Source organism: Streptomyces sp. ID05-39B (genome assembly GCF_033794725.1).
Lineage (GTDB): Bacteria > Actinomycetota > Actinomycetes > Streptomycetales > Streptomycetaceae > Streptomyces > Streptomyces bobili.
Genome location: NZ_JARGEF010000013.1, coordinates 1 through 20,579, shown reverse-complemented (window position 1 = coordinate 20,579; position 20,579 = coordinate 1). Strand labels below are relative to the sequence as shown.

The 20,579-nt window shown below is 70.8% G+C and carries 22 protein-coding genes and 1 pseudogene; 5 read left to right on the top strand and 18 right to left on the bottom strand.

Annotated elements, in window-relative coordinates; all coding sequences use genetic code 11:
• Positions 1 to 33: 33 nt before the first annotated feature.
• Entirely contained in the window at positions 34 to 462 is a 429-nt protein-coding gene (locus P1P75_RS05510; protein WP_319252273.1) for a heavy metal-responsive transcriptional regulator, read from the bottom strand.
• Positions 463 to 531: 69 nt separating this feature from the next.
• On the opposite strand from P1P75_RS05510, the gene P1P75_RS05505 reads away from it, so the two are divergent.
• Positions 532 to 1,224: a tRNA-dependent cyclodipeptide synthase gene (locus P1P75_RS05505; protein WP_285511784.1), complete on the top strand. Its 693-nt coding sequence runs from the start codon at positions 532 to 534 to the stop codon at positions 1,222 to 1,224.
• Between the two features lie 19 nt (positions 1,225 to 1,243).
• On the opposite strand, the gene P1P75_RS05500 is transcribed toward P1P75_RS05505, so the two are convergent.
• Both P1P75_RS05500 and P1P75_RS05495 read right to left on the bottom strand, forming a co-directional pair.
• Positions 1,244 to 2,107, bottom strand: a complete 864-nt coding sequence (locus P1P75_RS05500) for a F510_1955 family glycosylhydrolase (RefSeq protein WP_319252272.1) — start codon at positions 2,105 to 2,107, stop codon at positions 1,244 to 1,246.
• Between the two features lie 32 nt (positions 2,108 to 2,139).
• A complete protein-coding gene (locus P1P75_RS05495; RefSeq protein WP_319252271.1) occupies positions 2,140 to 2,904 on the bottom strand; it encodes a cytochrome c biogenesis CcdA family protein in 765 nt (254 codons plus the stop codon).
• A gap of 186 nt (positions 2,905 to 3,090) precedes the next feature.
• Here P1P75_RS05495 and P1P75_RS05490 point away from each other — a divergent pair, with 186 nt between their 5' ends.
• The 3 genes from P1P75_RS05490 to P1P75_RS05480 all read left to right on the top strand — a co-directional run bounded on the left by P1P75_RS05490 (position 3,091) and on the right by P1P75_RS05480 (position 4,347).
• On the top strand, positions 3,091 to 3,333 hold the full coding sequence (locus P1P75_RS05490; RefSeq protein ID WP_319252270.1) for a hypothetical protein: 243 nt from the start codon (positions 3,091 to 3,093) through the stop codon (positions 3,331 to 3,333).
• A complete protein-coding gene (locus P1P75_RS05485; protein WP_285511788.1) occupies positions 3,330 to 3,557 on the top strand; it encodes a hypothetical protein in 228 nt (75 codons plus the stop codon). Before P1P75_RS05490 ends, P1P75_RS05485 begins: the two co-directional genes overlap by 4 nt.
• Before the next feature lie 145 nt (positions 3,558 to 3,702).
• Entirely contained in the window at positions 3,703 to 4,347 is a 645-nt protein-coding gene (locus P1P75_RS05480; RefSeq protein ID WP_319252269.1) for a class I SAM-dependent methyltransferase, read from the top strand.
• Between the two features lie 7 nt (positions 4,348 to 4,354).
• Here the strand turns inward: P1P75_RS05480 and P1P75_RS05475 are convergent, their stop codons facing one another.
• The 5 genes from P1P75_RS05475 to P1P75_RS05455 form a co-directional block, all read right to left on the bottom strand.
• Positions 4,355 to 5,026, bottom strand: a complete 672-nt coding sequence (locus P1P75_RS05475; protein WP_319252268.1) for a DUF3105 domain-containing protein — start codon at positions 5,024 to 5,026, stop codon at positions 4,355 to 4,357.
• A 64-nt stretch (positions 5,027 to 5,090) separates the two neighbouring features.
• Positions 5,091 to 5,363 carry a hypothetical protein gene (locus P1P75_RS05470; protein ID WP_285511791.1) on the bottom strand — a complete coding sequence of 91 codons (273 nt, stop codon included), beginning with the start codon at positions 5,361 to 5,363 and terminating at the stop codon, positions 5,091 to 5,093.
• A 95-nt stretch (positions 5,364 to 5,458) separates the two neighbouring features.
• The gene (locus tag P1P75_RS05465; protein WP_319252267.1) at positions 5,459 to 7,429 is read right to left on the bottom strand and encodes a copper resistance protein CopC; all 1,971 of its coding nucleotides are present in this window, start codon (positions 7,427 to 7,429) and stop codon (positions 5,459 to 5,461) included.
• A gap of 42 nt (positions 7,430 to 7,471) precedes the next feature.
• Entirely contained in the window at positions 7,472 to 8,449 is a 978-nt protein-coding gene (locus tag P1P75_RS05460; protein ID WP_319252266.1) for a M56 family metallopeptidase, read from the bottom strand.
• Positions 8,446 to 8,820, bottom strand: coding sequence for a BlaI/MecI/CopY family transcriptional regulator (locus tag P1P75_RS05455; protein ID WP_319252265.1), 375 nt, complete (start codon positions 8,818 to 8,820; stop codon positions 8,446 to 8,448). The genes P1P75_RS05460 and P1P75_RS05455 overlap by 4 nt, the downstream gene beginning before the upstream one ends.
• A gap of 328 nt (positions 8,821 to 9,148) precedes the next feature.
• On the opposite strand from P1P75_RS05455, the gene P1P75_RS05450 reads away from it, so the two are divergent.
• Entirely contained in the window at positions 9,149 to 10,039 is an 891-nt protein-coding gene (locus P1P75_RS05450) for a DUF5655 domain-containing protein (RefSeq protein WP_319252264.1), read from the top strand.
• Between the two features lie 179 nt (positions 10,040 to 10,218).
• Here the strand turns inward: P1P75_RS05450 and P1P75_RS05445 are convergent, their stop codons facing one another.
• The 10 genes and pseudogenes from P1P75_RS05445 to P1P75_RS05400 form a co-directional block, all read right to left on the bottom strand.
• Positions 10,219 to 11,400, bottom strand: a complete 1,182-nt coding sequence (locus tag P1P75_RS05445; protein ID WP_319252263.1) for a DnaB-like helicase N-terminal domain-containing protein — start codon at positions 11,398 to 11,400, stop codon at positions 10,219 to 10,221.
• A pseudogene (locus P1P75_RS05440) lies at positions 11,400 to 12,642 on the bottom strand (DNA cytosine methyltransferase). The gene P1P75_RS05445 and the pseudogene P1P75_RS05440 overlap by 1 nt, the downstream one beginning before the upstream one ends.
• A 5-nt stretch (positions 12,643 to 12,647) precedes the next feature.
• The gene (locus tag P1P75_RS05435; protein WP_319252262.1) at positions 12,648 to 13,520 is read right to left on the bottom strand and encodes a hypothetical protein; all 873 of its coding nucleotides are present in this window, start codon (positions 13,518 to 13,520) and stop codon (positions 12,648 to 12,650) included.
• Positions 13,521 to 13,638: 118 nt separating this feature from the next.
• A complete protein-coding gene (locus P1P75_RS05430; RefSeq protein ID WP_319252261.1) occupies positions 13,639 to 14,478 on the bottom strand; it encodes a hypothetical protein in 840 nt (279 codons plus the stop codon).
• A 170-nt stretch (positions 14,479 to 14,648) separates the two neighbouring features.
• Positions 14,649 to 16,439 carry a TraM recognition domain-containing protein gene (locus tag P1P75_RS05425; RefSeq protein WP_319252260.1) on the bottom strand — a complete coding sequence of 597 codons (1,791 nt, stop codon included), beginning with the start codon at positions 16,437 to 16,439 and terminating at the stop codon, positions 14,649 to 14,651.
• Between the two features lie 33 nt (positions 16,440 to 16,472).
• Positions 16,473 to 17,171, bottom strand: coding sequence for a DUF317 domain-containing protein (locus tag P1P75_RS05420; RefSeq protein ID WP_319252259.1), 699 nt, complete (start codon positions 17,169 to 17,171; stop codon positions 16,473 to 16,475).
• Between the two features lie 676 nt (positions 17,172 to 17,847).
• Positions 17,848 to 18,657, bottom strand: a complete 810-nt coding sequence (locus P1P75_RS05415) for a DUF317 domain-containing protein (protein WP_319252258.1) — start codon at positions 18,655 to 18,657, stop codon at positions 17,848 to 17,850.
• The gene (locus tag P1P75_RS05410) at positions 18,648 to 19,010 is read right to left on the bottom strand and encodes a hypothetical protein (protein ID WP_319252257.1); all 363 of its coding nucleotides are present in this window, start codon (positions 19,008 to 19,010) and stop codon (positions 18,648 to 18,650) included. The genes P1P75_RS05415 and P1P75_RS05410 overlap by 10 nt, the downstream gene beginning before the upstream one ends.
• A gap of 21 nt (positions 19,011 to 19,031) precedes the next feature.
• Positions 19,032 to 19,835, bottom strand: coding sequence for a DUF317 domain-containing protein (locus tag P1P75_RS05405; RefSeq protein WP_319252256.1), 804 nt, complete (start codon positions 19,833 to 19,835; stop codon positions 19,032 to 19,034).
• Positions 19,832 to 20,215: a hypothetical protein gene (locus tag P1P75_RS05400; RefSeq protein WP_319252255.1), complete on the bottom strand. Its 384-nt coding sequence runs from the start codon at positions 20,213 to 20,215 to the stop codon at positions 19,832 to 19,834. The genes P1P75_RS05405 and P1P75_RS05400 overlap by 4 nt, the downstream gene beginning before the upstream one ends.
• Between the last annotated feature and the right edge of the window lie 364 nt (positions 20,216 to 20,579).

Sequence of the window (20,579 nt, the reverse complement as noted above, 5' to 3'; positions counted from 1 at the left end):
TCTCCGGAAGCTGCTTCTCGGCTCGGCGACGTCTCAACAAGGCAGGCCAAGGTCGCGGCTGACCGCCTCGATGGCGGGGCAGATCGCCTCGCCCGTGCCGGACACAGCGCGAGCGGAGCTGTCGGCCAGCGTACGGGCCGTGCGCAGTACGCCACTGAGCTCCTGGAGTTCGGCGATTCGGCGCTGTGCCTCCGCGAGGTGTTTGTCGAGTGATTGGGCGACCAGGGCGCAGGGTGATCCGCCGTCGCGTTGCACATCGAGGATGGTCTTGATCTCCTTGAGTGTCAGCCCGAGTGCCTGGGCCCGGCGGATGAAGCGGAGGACGCGCAGATCCTCCGGTCGGTATGTGCGGTAACCGGCGGCGGTGCGGGCGGGAGGGGCAATCAGTCCGTGGGCTTCGTACAGGCGCAGGGCCTTGGGGGTGAGTCCAGTCTGCTGGGCGACGCGGCCGATGGTGAGCATGCGGGTGCTTCCTTCGCGAGGCGTGCTGGTTTGACCTTGTCCCAGGGGCAGGGTTCTAACGTCCGGATCATGAGTGAGCGGATCGGCGAGCAGATCGTGGCGAGCCCGTTGAGCAGTGCGTGTGCCGATGTGCTGGTGCGAGCTGAGCACGCGTGTCTGGGGATCAGTCCCTTCAACAGCTATTTCTCGGTCGGGCGGATTCGTGCGCTGGCTGCTTGGGCGTACGAGCGTTTCGCGCGGGTGGACTTCTTCGTGCCGGACGCGCCGAGTGCGTACACCTTCGAGGCTCTCGGCTATCCGGCGGAGAAGGCGGCGTGGAAGGCGCGGCGGCAGGGGCAGTACACGCGGAACAAGATCCGTACCGCACTCGACGCCCTCGGAGTCGACCACGCCGCAGGGCGGGTGTGGGGCTGGGCCGAGCTGGAGGGCAGCCCTGCCTTCGCGCGCCTGCATGCGGAAGGGCGCCGGCTGTACGAGCAGGAGGCGGAGTTCCGTGATGCCTGCCAGGACGCGAGCGAGTGGGTACTGGCCGGGAAGCTCCCGGCCGGCGCTGTGCCGGACGAGCGACAGGTCGAGTGCGCCGTGCGGTACTTCCTTGCGGAACTGCCCCTGTTCGTCGACACTCCCGCGGTCGTGGGCACCGAGGCGTCCGTCTTCTGCTATCACCGGCCGCCGGAGGTCCTGCGCCGCTTGTACAGGCGGGAGTTGGCCTGGCAACCCGCGCCGGGCCAGGGCTTCGCGGTGGTCTCCTCGCTGAACTGAGCCTGCTGATGGGGATGGTTCAGTGTCCCTGCCCTGCGGATATCGGCAGTCGTTCGGTGAAGGTCTTTCCGCCGTCGCGGGATTCGTACACGCCGTCCTGGGTGGCGGCCAGGATGCGGTTCGCATCGAGGGCGGTCAACGCCTGGGGTTGTCCGCCGGGGACAGTGCCGGTCTTCTTCCAGGTGGTGCCGTTGTCGGTGCTGCGATGCAGACCGCCCGCGAGGTCGATGCCGTACAGGGCGTCGGCGGTGGGCCAGGAGAGGAAGGCCAGGACCTGGCCGGAGCCCTTGCCGAACTTCCGCCCGCCGTCTGTGCTCTTGGCCACGCCCGACTCGGTGGTGGCAAGCAGCAGGCCCGGGTCATTCGGGCTGACGGCGATGTCCAGGGCGGCCAGTTCGGCGCGGCTGTCCCAGGTGGTGCGGTTGGTGCTGACACGCAGCACGCCGTTCGTGCTGTCGTACCCGTAGACGGTGCCGTGCGCGTACCTCAGTGCGTGGAAGTCGGTGGTGCCACCGAGGGACAGAGTCTTCCAGGTCTTGCCGGAGTCCGTGGACTGGATCAGGCCGCGGTTGGCGTGATCGCTGCTGCCTTCGGCAGGGTGGCCGCTGCCGAGGAAGGTCTTCGGGCCGATGACGGTGAAGCCCATGTAGTCGGCCGTGTCGCCAACTCGCTCGGATGAGCCGTTCGCGGATACGGCGATGACGCCCTGGTGAGTGGCGACGTACAGGCGTCCGTCGGCCGGGTCGACGCCCAGGCCGCGGACGTGGCTGACAGCGAGGTCATCACCCGTCTTGCCGGTGCCGGAGTCGGCGGAGCAGGCGGTCAGGACGGCCGCGAGGAGCACCGCGGTGAGAGCGGCGATCGGGCGGATGCGGGTCTTCATACGGGCTTCTCTCGGTAGGCAGGTGGTGGGGGTTACAGGGGGAGCTGGTACGCGCCGACCCAGTAGCGGAGTTCGCCGATCATCCAGTTCCAGGCGCCTGAGACCTGGAGCACGCCGACCAGAACCAGCAGGCCGCCGCCGATGACCGTCACCGTGCGGGCCTGTCGGCGGGTGAAGGACAGCACCCGCAGCGACCTGCCGAGCGCGAGGGTCAGCAGCAGGAAGGGGATACCGATGCCCATCGCGCACAGGAAGGACAGGAGGGCGCCCCTGGCAGCCGAGCCGGTGCCCATGGACAGCGAGACCACGGCGCCCAGGGTGGGACCGATACAGGGGGTCCAGCCCAGGCCGAACATCACACCCAAGAGAGGGGCGCTGGCCAGGCCGGCGGGCGGGGTGAACTGCGGCTTGAAAGTGCGGGACAGCAGTGGCACCCGGTTCAGGACACCCATGAACATCAGCCCGAGCACGATCGTCAGCAGGCCCAGGACCCGCGTGATGGTCTCCTGGTGGGCCAGCAGCACGTTGCCGAGCGAGCCGAAGAGCGCCCCGTACGCGGTGAACAGGGCCGCGAAGCCGGACACGAACAGTGCGGTGCCGACCAGGGCGTGGCGCCGTATCCGCCCGTCGGCCTGGCTCGCCTGGACGTCGGCGCCGGTCATGCCCGTGGCGTACGAGAGGTAGCCGGGCACCAGCGGCAGGCAGCACGGGGAGGCGACGGTGATGGCTCCTGCAGTCAGCGCGATCGGGGCGGCCAGCAGCAGGGAGCCGGAGCTGACGGTGTCGGCGATGGACAAGGCGGCGCCTTCCTCGGCGTACGGCCTCCCGAGGGAGGGCAGTGACGGGGCGGGTCGACAGGACTCTATCTCCTATGTAGCTTAGGTCCTAAGTTGCATAGGTGATCGGCGGGGCACGCCTCCTGACCCGTGGTCCAGAGCCGTCACATCCTCCGTCACCTCGCCTCGTATCCGAGGAGTCCTGCCATGCGAGACCTGCTCTACCTCCTTCCCGCCCTCGCCTGCCCGGTCGGCATGGGCGTCATGATGTGGCTGATGATGCGGCCGAACCGCAGCAAGACGGTCGAGCCGTCGCCGGATGCAGCAGGCTCCGCGAACCAGGTCACGCCGGACCCGGAGGTTGCCTCCCTGCGCAAGGAGATAGCCGGTCTGCGGGCCGAGCTGGAGGGGCGCTCGGTGCCGTCGCGGACCCCGGAGCGCACTCCGTGACCGCTTTCGTCCTGCCGCTGCTGGCCACCGGGGCGGTCTTCGGGCTGACCTACGTCTTCTGCATCCGCCCCATACGCGCCGGCCGGGGCTGCCACGCCCCGGTCACCGGTGAGCCGAAGGCTGCCAGCCTGGAGATCAGCGCCCTGCGCAAGGAGGTGCGCCGCCTGCGCCGTCAGGTCGAGATGCGGTGCGACGGGCCCGCTCTTGACCGCGAGGCGCGCTGAGCATTCCCCTCGACAGCCGCGACGGTCCCCGTCAATCCCCCGCAACGCGGGGCCGTCGCGGCACCGCATGGGACAGCGGGGGCGCCGCCGGCGTGCCGGAGCGGCACCATGAAACCGACTGCCGAGCTGCCGTGAAGGAGGGCACATGACCACCACCGGCCGCAAGGAACTGCAACACCCGCGCTTCGCCCGCCAGTATCTGAAGATCGCTGACCAGTCCGACCGGCGTGGCGGTACCGCTCACCGTCAGAGGCTGCTCGCCGGGCTGGCCGGGCGCGTGCTGGAGGTGGGCGCGGGGCAGGGCCGCAACTTCCCGCACTACCCCGACACCGTGAGCGAGGTGGTCGCGCTCGAACCAGACGACACCTTGCGGGCCGCCGCCGAGAGGGCTGCCGCCACGTCGTCGGTGCCGGTCAGGGTCGTATCCGGTGAGGCTGCTGAACTACCTGGCGGGGATGCGGTGTTCGATGCGGTGGTCGCCTCGCTGGTGCTGTGCTCGGTCGACGACGTGCCCGGCGCACTCGCGGAGATGAGCCGCGTCCTCAAGCCGGGAGGCGAACTGCGCTTCTACGAGCACGTTCGCTCGCCCCACCGCTGGATGGGCTGGCTGGAGGACGCGATCACCCCGCTGTGGAGCCGGGCCGGAGGCGGCTGCCATCCCAACCGGGACACCGAGGCCGCCATCCGCGCCGCAGGATTCACCATCACCGCCATCAACCGGTTCGGATTCTCTTTCTCCCCTTACGTCCCGAAGACGCTGCACATCGTGGGCAGCGCCGTACGGCCCTGAGGGCCGATCACGCGGACTTACCGCCGGTGCAGGCGGCACCGGGTTCGGGGGTCTGCGCGCCCTGGACGTACTTGTCGAGGAATTGGGCCACGCGTGGGTCGGACTGCTTCGTCACGTTGAGCTGGTGGCCCCAGGCGGTCAGGGTGATGGGGGAGACCTGGCCAAGATCCGGGCTCATCAGCGTGTATGGCGTCTTGGCGACCTTCGCGGCGAGTGCCTTGACGTCTGCATCTGCGGCTTTGTCGTTGTAGGTGACCCACACCGCGCCGTGCTCCATGGAGTGCACCGCGTTCTCGTTCTGGATCGGCCGTGTGTAGACGTTGCCGTTGCAGTTCTGCCAGACGGGGGAGTGGTTGCCGCCCGCAGGCGGGGTCATGGGGTAGTCGACCTTCTTGTCGACATGGTTGCGGCTCAGCTTCGACCACGTCTTCTCGCCGGCGACCGGAGCGGCCTTGGCCTGTTCCTTGTCGTTGGCGGCGTCGATCAGGTACCAGCCGCCGCCCACCAGACCGGCGAGGATCGCGGTGGACGCGGCGATGGTCATGATCCGGTTGCGACGCTCGCGGGCCCGCTCGGCGCGCCGCTGTTCTGCTATTCGGGCGCGGCGAGCCTCGGCCTTGAACCCGCTGGTGTTCTTGCCCTTGTTCTTGCCCGCATTCCTGGAATTGGCGGAAGCCATGGTGAAGTCCTCTGTGTGCAGGGTGAGTCGACGGATGCCGTGTGATCGGGGGGGAGCATCCGGTCTAGATCCGCAGCACCTGCAGGAGGTGAAGATCCGGGGCCCGGGGGCCCGCGGTGTACGGGGTGGTCGCCGGGGAGGCGACGGCCGGCCGCGTGTCCGGCCGGGCCGGCAGGACCAGCGGTTGCGGGTGCGGTCCGGGACCGGTCGTCGGCGTGTCGACGGCGGACTCCGAGCCGCACTGGTCGTGTGCACGAGACGGGCACGCGTGCTCGCGCACCTGGTCGTCCGCGCGGTCATGGGCGACGGAGGCGATGCCGGCGGGCTCGGGTGGCATCGCCGCCCCTTGGGCGCACAGGCATGACACACCGAAGAGCGTGGCCAGGGCCACGAGCAGGCCCAACACCACGGCTCTGGTCCGCCGCCGCATGGTCATGGTCGGTCGCCCGCCTCCGCTGTTCCAGCGTAGGTGAAGGAGCGCCGGATGAGGTGGTTGGGAGCGACGAGGGTTTCCCGCACGACGCGGTAGTGGTCGTCCAGCGTCAGCTCCAGGGCGAGCCGCTCGCCGGGGTAGCCGAGGGCGAGCACAGTGTGGCCCTCGGCGTCCGTGAACCGTGAGGTCTGGGCGGCCTGGCCGGTCGCGTACGGCTCAGAGTCCACGAAGCGGTTTCCGGTCAGCTCCAGTCGGGTCGGGGCGACGGCCGCGCCCGCGGTGTCGCTGGCGACCTGCTCGTGCAGGGTGAACGTCTTCACCGCTCGCATGGCCCTCACCGTGCGCGCCAGCAGATCGGCGTCCGGGCGGACAGGCCACATCACACGAAGCGTCTCCTTGCCGCCGCCCCAGCCTTTCGCGGCGGCCCGCACGGTGAGCAGGTTGGGACCGTCCTTCCAGGCCACCGGGGCGTAGAAGCAGCCGTCACCGCACCCCCGCAAGGGAACGGTCCGGGAGCGGCCGGCCGCGTCGGCCAGCCGCAGTGACGCCTCGTACGCCCGCGAGTCGCCGCGTTCCAGGTCCGTGGTGGGGGCGGTCAGCCGCAGCACGACCTGCCCGGCCGAGGCGGTGGCCGCGATCCCGATCTGGTCCGCACGGCCACCGACGGTGATCGCGGCGCCGGTGGCCGGGGGAGCGAAGGGCAGCGCGCCGCTCGCGTCCCGCGGCGGCTGCGTCACCGACAGCCAGGCTGTCACCGCCAGCACCGCGACCAGTGCCGACGCCTCGACTCGTACGAGTGAGTGCGGCGCCGTACGCGCCATCCGCCACCGGGCTGCCAGTGCCAGCGCGCACACCACCAGGACGAGGACCAGCTTGACGGCGAGGACCTTGCCGAACGAAGTGCCAAAGAGGTCGGCGGGGGAGACGAGCAGCAGCCCGGACAGCGTCCCGGTCAGCAGTACGACGATCACGAGGGCCAGGGCGAGCCGGGCGTACCGGCCCAGCGTGGCCCGGAACGGAGCGTCCCAGCGGTGGGCGACGCCGACACGAACGAGGTGGATGAGCGCGCCGATCCATACCGCGGCGGCGGCCAGATGCACGGTGGTCAGCACCGGGCCCCACGCGGCAGAGGCACCGGCCGGATGGGCGCGTAGCCCTTCCGCCACCAGAGCAGCCGCGAGTCCGGCCAACGCCACCACCGGCTGCCGTGCGCGACCCAAGGCCACCGCGGCCACCACCCACCCCGCCGTTTCGACCACCGCCAGCACCCCGGCCCGACCGCCGAACAGCGCCGAACCGGACGGGGAGGAGAGCCCCTCGGCCAGGCTCCCGCCGCCCGCGATCAGTACAGCGAGCCCGAGCGAGGCCACCAGCCCGCAGACCGCACCTGTCCGCGCCCACGAGCCAGGCGTGCGGATCCGGTGCCGAGCGGCCAGCCGCTCCCCGACCAGCCCGCCCAGGGCCAAGGCGAAGGCGGCGAACAACACCCAACGCAGTACTGCGGTCACACCGGCGCCGCTCACCTGCTGCTGGCCTCCGGCTTCCCCGGCGGAGAGCCCGGCGGCGGCGGAGCCCACGGCGAAGCGGTAGCTGCCGCCCATCACGTCACCGTCGGCAGCGGTGGCCTGCCAGGCGACTGTGTACACGCCCGCTGTCAGCGTGTCTCGCAGGGGAACCGTGAGCTGGCGGCCGCCCTGACTGCGCTCGGCGGGGCCGACGGCCACAGTCTTCCCGGCGGAGGTCGTCAGGCGCACGGTGCGCGATCCGGCGGGTTGCACCGGCTCGTCGAACACCAGCGAGACAGCTTTCGGCGCGGTGGGCACCGCGCCCTCGATCGCTGGGGACGCGAACAGCAGCACCGCATGAGCCTGCGAGGCCGGGGCGGCGACGAGCAGTCCCGCCATGGCCAGCATCAGTGCGACGATCAGCCGCACGCTCCGGCGGACACGGCCGCCACACACCTTGAACACCTAGGCATCATAGGAGTAGGGGTGCGGGGGTCAGTCGCCGGGTCAGGCGGCTTTGGCATTCACTGCCGCGGGGGCGTCCATGAGCGGGCAGGCCGTCATGTCGATCGACGCCACGGCCGGCTCGACGGCCAGCACCACTGGCAGTGCCAGGACGGCGGAGGCTGCCAGTGCCCCGGCCCAGACCACCGCGCGGCGCAGCGGGCGATGCGGTGCCATCAGTCGCCGTACCCGCCGGGCTACGTCCCCTCCAGCCGCCAATGCAGCAGCCGGAGCACCCGCTCCGGCCAGTTCCACCAAGGCGCCGGCCAGCGTCAGCCTGCCGGCCTCCGTGGTGGCCTCGTCGTCGGCGGCCATCTCCACCAGCCGTCGGGTTTCGGCTGCCGCCGCGCGGAACAGTGCCACCCGGGGGAAGGCACGCGCCAGCGCCTCGGCGTACGCCAGCACCAGGTGGTGCCGCCCCCGGATGTGGGCCCTCTCGTGTGCGATCACGGCGTCCAAGGCACGCGGTTCCAGCGCGGCCAGTGCCGCCGACGTCAGCACGATGCGATGCCCGTAGCCGGGCAGGCAGTAGGCGGCCGGGCGCTCGTCATCCAGGACGGTAACGCCGAGGTCGGCGCGATGGGTCCCGACCAGTGCCAGCACCTCGACGTGGCGGGATCGCTCCCGCCGCGCACGCACCAGTCCGACGGTCAGGCACCAGCCGGCCCGGGCCAGGACGGCGACGGCCAATACCGTACCGCTGGCTGCGACCGCCGCCCCGCCCGGCGTCGCGTACTGCACGCGCAGCGCCAGTACACACGCCTCCAGCATGTCGGCAAGGCTCCCGCTGAACGCCCGCGTCGGCACGGCGACCGCCAAGCCTGCCAGTGCGACGGAGACCACCACGGTCGCGCTCAGCGCCTGCCACGCCCAGATACCCAGGCGCGGAGATCGAGAGGTCCACCCGGTCCGGCTGAGCCATAGAGGGGCGAGTGCCCCGAGGGTGAGGGCGTAGCCGAGCAGCAGGAGGGCGATCTTCATCCCTGCTCTCCCTCTGCCCGCTCGGCGAGCGCGGCCCGCAGCTCGGCGAGCTCGCCCGGGCCCAACCCGTCGAAGAGCCTCACGAGCGTCGCCGTACGGTCCGCACCCGTCGCCCACACCTGGTCGATCAGGGAGGCGGCGTACTCCTCCCGGCTCTTGGTCGCCTTGTAGCGGAAGGCCCGCCCGTCCTTGGCGCGGGTCAGCCAGTCCTTGCGGTGCAGGACTTCCATCACCGTCTGCACGGTGTTGTAGGCCAGCGGCTGCGGCCGGGTGTCGTTCAGCCGCCCGAGCACATCGCGCACGCTCAGCGGCGCGTCGGCGACCCAGACGACATCCATGATCGCCTGCTCCAGCTCACCGAAACCCCGCACCCCACGCCCTCTCCGCCGACCAATCTCCTGAAAACCTAAACGCCATAGTAGGTCGTTCGCGTCGACTCCACTCTCGTCGGTCGCTTCGTGGAGCCGCAGGCTGATCTCGGTAGTGATGCGTTGTGCGGTCACGGTTGAGCGGCCTTCTCGGCCTTGCAGGGCTCCTTTGATTCGGGCCGGGAACAAGGCGTGGGGCGTGTTCGTGAGTGGGACGCTGCGCCCCGGCCCGGACGTGGCGTCTCACACCATCTTCACCGGGTCGAAGCCCCTTGCGGAAACAATCCTGGGACCTCCTAGCGTTGACGATCTTCGAGCAGAGGAGGGGGAGGTGTCGGGCCTGAAGCTGTTCCACACGACGACGAGCGGCGCGACCGAGGTCGCGCCGCGTCTCGCTGAGAGCGAGGCAGATGTGCAGGGCATGGTCGAGGCGCACATGGAGACGCTGCTTGGTGTCCGGTTCCTGGCGAGCGAGTACAGCACGGGACCTGTCCACGGGGGCAGGATCGATTCGCTCGGCCTGGACGAGAACGGATCACCCGTCGTCGTGGAGTACAAGCGCGGCGTCGACGCCGGCGTCATCAACCAGGGGCTGTTCTACCTGAGCTGGCTCGTGGACCACCGGGCGGAGTTCGAGCACCTGGTCCGCGACCGGCTCGGGGCCACGGCCGCGGCCCAGGTGCTCTGGAGCAGCCCGAGGCTGATCTGCATCGCCGGGGACTTCACCCGCTACGACGTGCACGCCGTGCGCGAGCATCGGCGCAGCATCGACCTGGTCCGCTACCGACTCTTCGGCAGGGACCTGCTCGGCCTTGAGACCGTGGCCTCCGTCCGCGGCAGGCCGCCGGCTGTACGAGGATCCCGCAGGCAGTCGACCGTACTGGCGGTGAAGGGTGGCCAGAGTGCAGCGCTGGCCGAGCTGGCGCAGGCGCTGGACGAGACACTGCTCGGCCTCGGGGACGGAGTGAACCGCATTCAGCGCAAGACGTACCGGGCGTATCAGCGTCTGCGGAACTTCGCCTGCGCTTGCCCTCCGCAGAAGACCAAGCTCCTCGTCTACCTCAAGGTCGATCCGAAGGAGGTCGACCTCGTACCCGGCTTCACCCGGGACGTGACGGGGCTCGGCCATCACGGGACGGGTGACCTGGAGGTGCAACTGCGCACGCTTCAGGACCTGGATCGAGCGCAAAACCTGTTCCGTGCCAGCTACGCGGCTGCCTGACACGCTCACGGGTAGCGCCGGCATCAGCGACCGGCGCTCGGATTGTGATCGTTCTGTGGTGCCTTCCGGCGTAACGGACATGCAGTGGCGGTGGATCATCAAATGATGCGGGGGATCGCCGGTTTGTAACCCGCGATCCCCCGCTATGTTGCCCCCGCTCTGCCCAGTGTGCCGCGCGGTTAGCGTGCGATGCGGCTGGTGGGTGGGGCTGTGGCGGGCGGCGGGCCGGCGCGGGGCGCCCTCCTGGCCGTGCGGCGCGGGGACCATGTTGTTGGCGTGAGCGTGGCGGCGTGATGCCACCGGGCGCGAATGGCGGTCAGCTCGGCGAGTGCTCGGCGGCTGCCGACGACGAGTTGGCAGGGCGTGTTGGCCGGGTCGTCGGTGAACGCCATGATGCGGCGGCCGACGTGGTGGGCCGAGATGAGGGCAGCCCGGTGCAGTATGCGCTCGCCCAGGTAGGGCGCGGACACGTCCGGTTCGGCGAGGAAGGTGAGCAGGTCCCGAGGGTCGTCCGCGGCGCTCAGGACGCCGCGCTGCTGGGCCTCCCATATGACGGTCACGGGGTCGACTGGCACGTCACGGCGTAGAAGCGCGGTGAGGCACTGCCAGAGCCCTGCGTGCAGGGGGTGGGTGAAGTCCTCGGGGATCAGCCAGCGCATCTGCTCGACTTCGGCCGGGCGCGCCGTGCAGGTGGCGAGCAGCAGCCGCTCCTCCTGGGCGGCTTCGTCGCTGTCGTGCAGGGGTGTCGGCGGTGGTGCGGGAGTGCGGGGCAGGGGCCCGGAGTGCGGTGGGAAGGTGGCGGCGATTTCGTCCACGACGGAGGCGAGGGTGTCGGCCTCGGCCAGTGCGGCCGGCACGGGGTGTGGGAGCGAGGCGTCCCGTGCCGTGTGCACCAGGCGTGCGGCGGCCTTGCGTAGGCGGCGGCGGGCGGATTCGACCGCGATGATCCGGGCGTACGCGGGCGTGTGCCGGGGGTTGGGACATGCGCTGATGAGTGCGTGCAAGTGTGCGGCGGTCAGTCCGCGTGCCTGCTGGCGGGCAGTGGTGAGCACCTTGCCGAGCCAGGCGATGTGCTCGGTGCGCTCGGCCAGGCCAGAGGGTGATTGCGCACGCAGTGCAGCGAACGCGGCGGCGTAGTCAGTGGTCTCGGCCAGGGCGGGGGCGGGCACGGCGCGGATCGCTGCGAACACCGCGGCGTGCGCGGCGGTGGAGAACGCTTCTGGGGCGATCCCTGTTACGTCAGCGAGGTGCTGCGGGTCGGACAGGAGGGCGCCGAGTAGGGCCTGCTCGGCGTAGTAGACCGGTGGCAACGGCGTGATGGTGGCGGGATCGTCCTCGTCGGGTTGAGGGGTGCGGGGCATCAGGCGGCCAGAGTGAAGTCGTCGGTGTTGAGCGGGACGTTCAGGTGTGGAGCGAGAAGGTGGGCGGCCAGCCGGGGCGGGACTGCGTTGCCGATCTGGGAGAACTGCTGGCCCTTGTTGCCCTGCCAGGGGTAGTCCGCCGGGAAGGACTGCAGGACCCCCGCCTCCCGGGCGGTGATCCGGATCGGCTCCGGCACCGCCACGGTCTGTCCTTCAGGGACGTTCAGGGGTACGGGCGCGGCGGGTTCGGCGACCCAGGTGCATTCGTTCGCGCGGTGTCCGAAGAAGAGTGCCGGCCGGCTCGTCTGCCCGTCGCACGGTGGCGTTGGCCTGGTTGTTGCTCCGCAAGGACCACGCCCAGCGGTGCGCTTCAGCGGTGTTCGTCTGCGTTGAGCGGTCGACCGGCTGGTCGGCTCGGCTGCCGTGTCTGGCGGCCCCGCCCGGGTGTGGGGTCCAGGTGCCGCGAGCACGGGCGTCGGTGAGGGTCTTGCGGGCCCCGGAGGGGAAGGGTTCGGGGCCGCCTTCTGGTCCGCCCCCGGCGCACACGGTGGGCACCGGGCCGTCGGTTCGGCCCCAGCCCAGGGCTTCGGCCATCGACACCCACCGTGCGCGGCCGGGACCGAACAGCGATTCGGGCTCGGTGATCTGGGCGTGTGTGGGCGGCGGGGGCTCGGCGGTACGGACGCGGGAGGCGAGGAAGATCGCACGGCGGCGGGTCTGGGGGACGCCGTAGTCGGCGGCGTTGAGGATCCCGGTCCACACGGAGAAGCCCCAGGTACGCAGCACGGCGGCGTACTGCTTCCACAGGGGCAGGACGTCGGGGACCTCCTCCATGGCCACCCACTCCGGCTCGCCCACCACATTCAGGGCGTGCAGGTAGCGCATGGGCTCGGCCGCGAGCAGGGAGCGCGGGTCGGCGCACGCGGCGAGCAGCTGCTGGCGGGTGTCGCGGCCGGCGGCGAGGTCGGTGACGGCCTGGTGGACGAGGGGCTGGTCGACCAGGCCGAGGCGTTTGCCGGCCATCGACCATGCCTGGCACGGCGGGGAGGCGATCAGCCCGAGCACGCGGCCGGAGAAGATCCATACCGGATAGCGGGCGACGTCAGTCTGGATGGTCAACTGTCCAGCGCGGGCACGGGTTTTGCAGGCCCATGTGTCCCATTCCAGGCCGATGTCGCGGGCTCCGAGGACGGTGAGGGCGTGGCTCCACCCGCCGGGGCCGGCGAACAGGTCGAGGATGATCCGTCTCACGAGGCCAGGCCGAAGTCGTCCTGCACCCGGTCGGCCTCTCCGCGGCAGGCCCAGGGAGAGCAGCCGTCGACCACCCCGTTCTCCAGCTCCTCGTCCGTGGGGGTGCGGTCGTCGAGTTGTTGCTGGCGGGCGGCCCACTCGGCAGCCGTGACGTGGTCGATCGGGGCCTCGCTGAGCGGTACCCGGGAGCGGTGCAGGAACGCCTGCCCGAGCAGTTGGTTGCCGCTGGCGTTCGCGCGGGCGTTGCCCTGGCGGATGGCGGCGTCGAATTTCACGACGTCCTGCCACTCGTCCGGGCTCGTGTCCCGGATGTGCCGCCACTGCGCGTTGCCGTGGAACGGGCAGCCCAGGCAGCTGGACTTCGGGGTGTGGGCAAGACCGAGTGAGGAGAGGTAGCGGACGCAGTCGGTGCGCGACCAGCCCAGGTCGATCAGCGGGTGGCGGTTGCGCATGTAGCGCACGTCGGCGTCCTTGGCGCGGTGGAACTCGTCGGTCGAGATGCCGACCCACTGCTCGACGAAGATGTCCTTCGGGATGCGCTGCGGGTAGGGATAGCCGAGGAGTTCCCGGACTTGTCGTTTGATCGGCTTGATCTTGTATTCGCCGGTGCACTGGCGCCGGGTCATGCCCTGCTTGCCGTCCTGGTTGAGGATGTACAGGGGCATGGAGGCGAAGCGGTGCCCCGGGTCGAGGGCGTCGCGTCGGATGTTGCCAGAGGAGACGCGCAGGATCGGTATCCCGGCGGGAGCTGCGATCTCCTTCTCCAGCCGGTCGAGGTGCCGGTAGACCGCGCGTGGCTCCCAGCCGGTGTCGGCGAAGATCGCGTAATCGGCCTTGGGGAGACGGCCGTTGGCGGAGAGGGCGAGCATGGCGCTGGACTGGACGCCGGCGCCGAGCGATATACAGACGAGCCTGGGCGAGGCGGGAATCGGGACTTCCTTGCGTGAACGAGCTGCGGCAGGCAGGCGCTGCGCGCGTGTGGCGCTGTCAGCGGCGTGCGCGGGCGGTGGTGGCCGTAGCCGGAGCGGAGACGGGGCGGGCCGCGGACAGGCGGATGTGCAGGCGGGAATCGATGACCGTGCTGAGGACGGAAAGACCGAGAGATGTCAGGCGGACGCGGTCGCGTAGCGGCCCGCCGGGGAAGAAGGGGGGTGCGGAGGCGGGCTCGCGGGTCACCAGTTCCTGGGTTTCCAGGTGGCGCAGCACGTCGACGTCCACCGGCACGGTGTGGCCGTAGCCGCGTTGCCCGTACTGCCCGGTGACCATGACGTGGCCACGGGCGACTTCAAGCAAGGCGTCGCGATGGCCGGCGTCCATGCCGGGAACAGTGGTGCTGCTGCGCGCCCGGTCGGGAAGTCTGGCGGCAATATGCGTGGCGGACTCGACGATGGCGGCGGGAGCGAGGGCGGTGAGTTCGCGGGCCAGTCGCAGGTACTGACCGAGCCCCCGACGGGAATCGGGAGGTGCGTGCGCCGCATCGCCCTCGGGCAGAGCTTGCTGGGCGGCGGTGAGGTAGCGGGTGGCCCCGCTGGTCAGGTAAGCGATCTGCTTGAGCCGTACGACGGCGCTGGACACCGGTTCGATGACAGGCAGGCGCTGCTGCCGGACCGCTGTGATGGAGGCAAGGGCCTCGCGTTCCAGACGCCGGGCGGATGACACGGAAGCACCCGGATCATGAGGGGCGCGGCCGGCGAACAGCAGGTCGATCCGGTCGTTGTGCTCGGTGTACAGGTCGGCGAGCGCCAGCAGCCGCTCCACGGGCATCAGCGGCACGGGCGCGTCCACGTCGAACAGGGGCGTGTGGTTGTGGTCGGGTGGTGTCGTCATCACAGGTTGCGGAGGTAGGCGGGGTCAGCGCAGACGGGCGGCGTGCTGGTCGGGGAGTCGGCTCCGACGGTGAAGATCTGTCCTGGCGGGGGCGCGTGGCGCCGGTGCCAGGTCCGGACGAAGTCCTTGGCCTCGCGGGACCGGCCGGCACCAGGTGTGCCCGGACTCGCTCATGCGGCCGCCCGGTAATCCGACTGGAGCGGGGCGTGCTTGGCGACGGCACGCTCGGTGATCGCCTTCGAGGCGCGGGCCGAGGCGGCGGCCAGTTCGCCGGCTCCGGGCTCCAGGTACCAGGGGCGCAGGTCGAGCATCGCGGCGCGCATGCCGGTGGCGAAGACGAGGGCGGTGCCCTTGGGCAGGGCGCGGATCGCATCGGCGGGCAGGATCCGCTCCTGCCGCATCGACACGGACGTCGACTTCCCGGACTCGGAAGTGGAGGTGGAGGTGGTCTCGACGTCGTGGTCACCGATCAGCCGGGACAGCTTGTCCGCGAAGTCCGGGTCATCGATACCGGAGCCGATGACCTTGACTGTCGCGGCCGACCACATGGCGTCCATGCCGGCGTCACCCCAGACCTTCTGGCCCTGGCGGTAGGACTGCAGGATCGTGATCGGGATGATCCCGCGCGAGCCGAGGTGGGAGTACAGGTCCGGCAGATCGCTGATCTTGCAGACGTTGGCGGCCTCGTCGAGGATCGCGAGCATAGGCGGGTCGAGCCGGCCGCCGGCGCGCTCGGCCTGGGTGGTCGCGGCGCGCATCACGGAGTCCGCGCACGCGGCGATCAGCGCCGACGCGCCTCCGCCGCCGTCCTTCGACAGCAGGTACAGGGTGTCGGTGGAGGTGACGAACTCGGCGGGCCGGAACTCGGGGACGTCCTTCTGCGGGGTGACCCAGGCGGCGATCTCGCTGTTGAGGAGGGCGGCGGCGTACTGGCGGGCGGTCTCGTAGATGCCGTCGCGGGTCTCCGGCGGGCCTTCCACGGTGCCCTTGAGCTGGGCGGCGACCGCGGTGAAGTCGTGGTCGCGCAGGATGTCGAGCGGGGTGCGGTCGGCGGGGAAGGCCAGCCACTGCATGACGTCCCTGATCGGCCGGTCATCGAGCGCGGCGGCGAGGAAGAGCTGGCTGAGGATGTTGGATCCGGCCTTGGACCAGAAGTCGCCCTGCTGGGAGGCGTCCACGGAGGCGGCGAGGAAGTGACCGGCCAGGCGGCCGGCGCCGTCGAGAGTCTTGGCGTCGGCGAGGGGGTTCCACCACATCTCGCGGGCGGCATGCGCGATCTGCTGCGGGTCCATCGACCACACCCGGCCCACCGCTGCGCGGGCGTCGAGGGTGGCGGTGTAGGCGTCGCCGGCCGCCTTGTTCGAGGTCAGCAGGACCGGGCCCGGCGCGTTGAGGATCGACGGGATCGCCAGCGAGGTGGTCTTGCCCGACCGCGGCGCCATGATGGCGACGGCCACGTCCTCGTACCCCATGCGGACCTCGTGCCTGGTGCCCTGGAGATTGCCGAGGAGGATGCCGGTATCGCGGGCGTCGATGTGCTTAGCGGTCTTCAGGCTCGGGCGCAGCGAGCGCGCCTTGTCGGTGATCGCCTTGGCCATCAGAGGCTCGATGTCCTTCGGTTTGGCCATCCCGGCGATCTTCTTCTTCCGGCTGCCGCCGTTGTTCTTGTGCCGGGCCCACAGCAGTCCGGCCATTGCGCCGAGTGCGAGGAGAACGGTGACGGGGATGATGCGGGCACCGATCAGCAGGGACGTTTTCCCGGCCGTCGGCCAGAGCTGGTCGGGGTGGAGCAGGGCGGTGGTCGGCTGGTACGACGCCCAGGTGTGCCCGGTGAGGTAGGCGGTGATGTTGCCGGACAGCCAGGCGAGGTGGGACAGGGGGACGGTGACGGCGAGGACGCCCATCAGGAGACGGAAGGCGATGTCGTAACCGTCGGAGTTGTTGGCGGAGGCAGGAGGCAAAGGGCTACGTGCTTCGGTGCGGGGACAGGGGAATCAGCGGGTGCGGCCCGGACCGGCGGAGGCCCGTCGGGGAACGCCGGTCGGCGGCGCCGAGGCCGCGTGGCGGGCGGCGAGCTGGCGGACGCGGTCCTCTAGCGCGGAGGCGACCTGCGCGGCAGGTATTTCCTGGCGGGTGTGGGTCACGAGGTCCGGGTTGCGGGTCGGGAGGCTGAGCACTGTGCCGGTGCGCGCTACTGGGTGCGGGTCGGTGAGCGCGGTGGTGAACGCGGTAATCAGGTGCGCGGGTGTGCGCTCGCCGAAGTGGGCCTGCCAGACCGGACGCTGGGATGGCCCCAGGGCGGTGGTCACCCACCAGGTGCCGCTCGACTGGTGCAGGTCGACGCGTACCGTGCCGTCGGGTGAGGCGAGCCGGTTGTGATGGAACATCGGCGACCAGCCCGCCTCGTGGAGGGGTGCCAGCGGGTCACAGGCGTCTGCTACATCGGCGGCAGATGCGGTGAGGGCATCGGTGAAAGCCGCGATGATCTCGACGGGGGTGCGGGCGCCGAAGCTCGCGTACCAGGCGGGCCGGTCCTCGGTGGGCGCGTGCTGGAGTGTCCACCACTGGCCGTCGGGGTCCGGTTCCAGCCGGAGGAGGGCCTTTTGGCCGGGGCTGGAGAGATGACGCGCGGCATTAGGGGGTCGTGGCCGTGGCTCCAGCCGCAGGCGCGGTGCAGGGGGACGGTGATCCATGCGGGATCACCGCCGCCGGCCAGGTGACGTGGAGCAATGAAGTCGACGTCGACCGTCTGGGAAGGGCCGTCGTGCACCGTCACCTCCGTGCCGCCGCGGTTCGGCCAGTTGCCCGGGCTGGTCGCGTGGTGGGCGGGGGAGCCAGCGGGGACGGCGCGTGCCGGGCAGCGGTGTTGATCTCACTGATGACGTGACCGTGGGTAGCCCAGTCGTCGAGGTAGCTCCAGCACTCGGCGTGGTGCTCGGCAAGGGCGGCGTCGAAGACGTTCGTCCCGGCTCTGGCGTCGGCCGGGAGACTTTCGCGGGCACGGAGCCATTCCTCGTGCAGCGTGTTGAGGCGGTCCAGCGCGTCGCGCAGGACGCCGAGTTGGTAGATCCAGCGGGTCTGCGCGGTGCCTGCGGGAACCAGGGGCAGTTGCGCGTCGGCGGTGTCCAGCAGGTGCTGGGCTCCTGCGCGCAGGTTCTCGAACGCTGCGGCGGTGTCGGCATCGCGCTGTTGCTGGCGCAGCCCGTAGGCGTGGTCGTCGTACGGCCAGCCGTCGAGGTCGGTGTGCTCGTCGGAGTAGACGTTCCAGGCGTCGAGGATCTTCTTGGCCGCGTGGATGTAGCCGTCGAGGTGGTCCAGGAACTCGCGGTGAGCGTGCGGGTGGGAGATAGGGGTTGTCCTTTCGAGGGGTCAGCGGCGGGCGGCCGGCCGCGCGGCGGCGGGTGCCGCCGGGGAGGTGCTGGGTTTGCTGTTCTGCCGGCGGGCGGCACGGACCTTGGCACGGATGCTGTTGAGACGGTCCGTGTGTGCCTCGACGATCTGCTCCGGCCGAAGCGGGCTGGGCCTCTGAACGGCGCTGTGATGGGCGGTGCGGTCGCCCATCCCGCGCTGGAGCGGGGCGGGGTCAACGAGCGCGGTGAGGAAGGCGTTGACCAGGTGGCCGGGCGTGCGGTCGTCGAAGGAGGCGTGCCACAGCCGGGGGCCGTGGCGCCCGCGGTCGGGATCGTGGACCTCCACCTGCCAGGACAGGAGGGAGTCGGAGCGCCGTTCGAGACGGCAGGCAGCGTCCGTTGAGCTGGCCGCGCCGCGTGTGTCCAGGAGCCATCCCGCAGCGTCCACCACATCCAGCGGGCTGCTGTGTTCGGTGGGTGCGGGGGCGACGAGGGCGTCGGTGAAGCCGGCGAGGACCTCGGCGGGCACGAGTTCGCCGAAGGTGGCGGTCCAGCCCGGCTCGGTGTCGGTGGATCCGGCCCACAGCCGCCACCAGGCGAACGTGCCGGACTCCGGGACGAAGTCGAGGCGGTAGCGGTGATCCGGGCTGCTCAGGACGATCTCGGGGCTGAGCGGGTCAGAGGTGCGTTTCCATCCGGCGGCGGCCAGGCCGTGGGTGACATGGCGGGCGTCGCCGGGGCCGGCGAGGTGACGGGGACTGGTGTCGAACGGGATGCGCCAGGCGTGCCTCCTGGCGAATTCTTCGAGCTGCTGTCCGCTTACCGGCACGAGCCGCACCCCACCGTGCGCGTCGGCTCGGAGGAGGCGTACAAGGCGCGCAGGTCGTCGATGACGTAGTGGAGAGTGTGCTGGTCGGTCTGTTCCCAGGCGGCACTGCGCAGTTCCTGGACCAGAAGGTCGACCTTGTGGTCCAGCGGGGTGTCCGGGCGGTGGGTCTGCATGGTGCGGGCGAGGGCACGCAGGGCGTCGGCGAGGCGGGCGGGAAGGCCGGTGTACTCGTCCAGCAACGGCTCGATCAGGGCGAGGGCTTCGGCGGGGTCCGGGTCCTGGCGTAGGTATTCGGTGAGGCGGGAGAGGGTCTCGGTGGCGGCGTGGATGCTGTCCGGGGTGAGGTCGGGCACAGAATTCCTTGGTGGTGCGGGTCAGCGGCGGGCGCCGAAGGCGCCGGCACCGGCGTGGGGTCGGGGAGTGGCGCGGGGGCGTGGGCTGCGGACGGAGTTGCGGGCCCAGGTTGCGGCGCGGGCGGCGGCGATGCGGGCCTGCTGCCAGGCGCCGAGCTGGGAGGGAAGGACGGACACGGAGGTGGTCCGGATCTTCGTGCTGTGCGGGACGCGTCCGCGGGGGCGCATCACCGGCTCGGGAGAGGCCAGCGCGGTGGAGAAGGCTTGGACGAGGTGCATGGGGGTGCTGGGAGCGAACTGGGCGGTCCAGCCGTTGCCGCGCTCGTCCCTGGCACCCGACCACCACAGGGCGTTGCCGTCACCGTCCTGGCGGAAGTGCATCCACGCCGTACCGTCGGGGCTGGCCGCCGTGTAGTTCCGGCCCTCGAACTGCGTGTGCCAGTGCTGCTCTTGCAGGGGCGCCCACACGTTGGGGGCGTGCGCGGAGCGGGAGCGGGTGAGAGCGTCGGTCAGTCCAGCGACGATCTCCACCGGCGCCTGCCGGCCGATCACCGCCCACCACTCGGCCTGATTGCCGTGTGCCGTGCTGCGGATGGTCCAGCCGCCGGGCTGGGTGTAGGGGTCGTAGGAGAGACGGACCGCACGGTCGGGGCTCTCCATGACCAGAGGGCCGCCCTTCTTGGACTTGTCCTGCCAGCCGGAGGCACGCAGGAACTCCGAGACGTGACGGATGTCGCCTCCGCCGGCCAGCGCCCGGGGCTCGAGGAGGTAGTGCTGCTCGGCCTGCTCGCCCGGCCCCCAGCCCTGCCACTGTGTCTTCCTCAACGGCGCCGCCGGGCGACCAGCGGGGCCGGGGCAGGGGGCTTGCTCGCTGCCAGGCCCGTCCGTGTGCCGAACTGGACGAGGGTGTCCTTGTGGTCATCCAGGTCCAGGCCGATGCTGTACAGCTCGTTCGCGGCCCGGCCCAGGGACAGCCACACTTCTGCCGGCAGCGCACCGCGTTCGGCTTGGTGCTGGGCAAGGCGTGAGCCGGCTTCTACGAGCTGGGTGAAAGCGCCGAGGATGCCGTCATCCGGGTTGAGGATGCGTGCGATGACCTGGACGGCTTCGTCGGCAGGCAGCTGGTGCAGATCGGTGGAAAGGTACGCGAGCCGCTGGGTGATCTCGGCGGTCAGTCGGGCGGTGTTCTGGGTCGGGTGCGGCATGCTCCTCCAGGCGGTAGATCGGGATTACGGGCGGGTCGTCCGGCGGGCTTCACTCAGGGCGGCCTCGGGGCGCGCACCGGCCATGAGACAGGTGGGGTCGGGACCTGCTGGGATGCAGGCGCGCAGGTAGCGGCGGAACACTGCGGTCGCCAAGCGGGGGCTGAGGCGCCGGTTCATCGGCGGGGGTGTGCGGGGAGTTACGGGTTTCTCCGAGTGGTTGTTTCGGGTTGGGGTGAGGGCGGGCCCCGGCTGGGGCCCGCAGCCGGTTACGGGGTATGTCCGGTGGGCGCGGGGTGCCAGGAGGTGGCTGCAGGGCCGCCACCTCCTGGCACCCCGCGCCCACCGGACATACCCCGTAAACGGC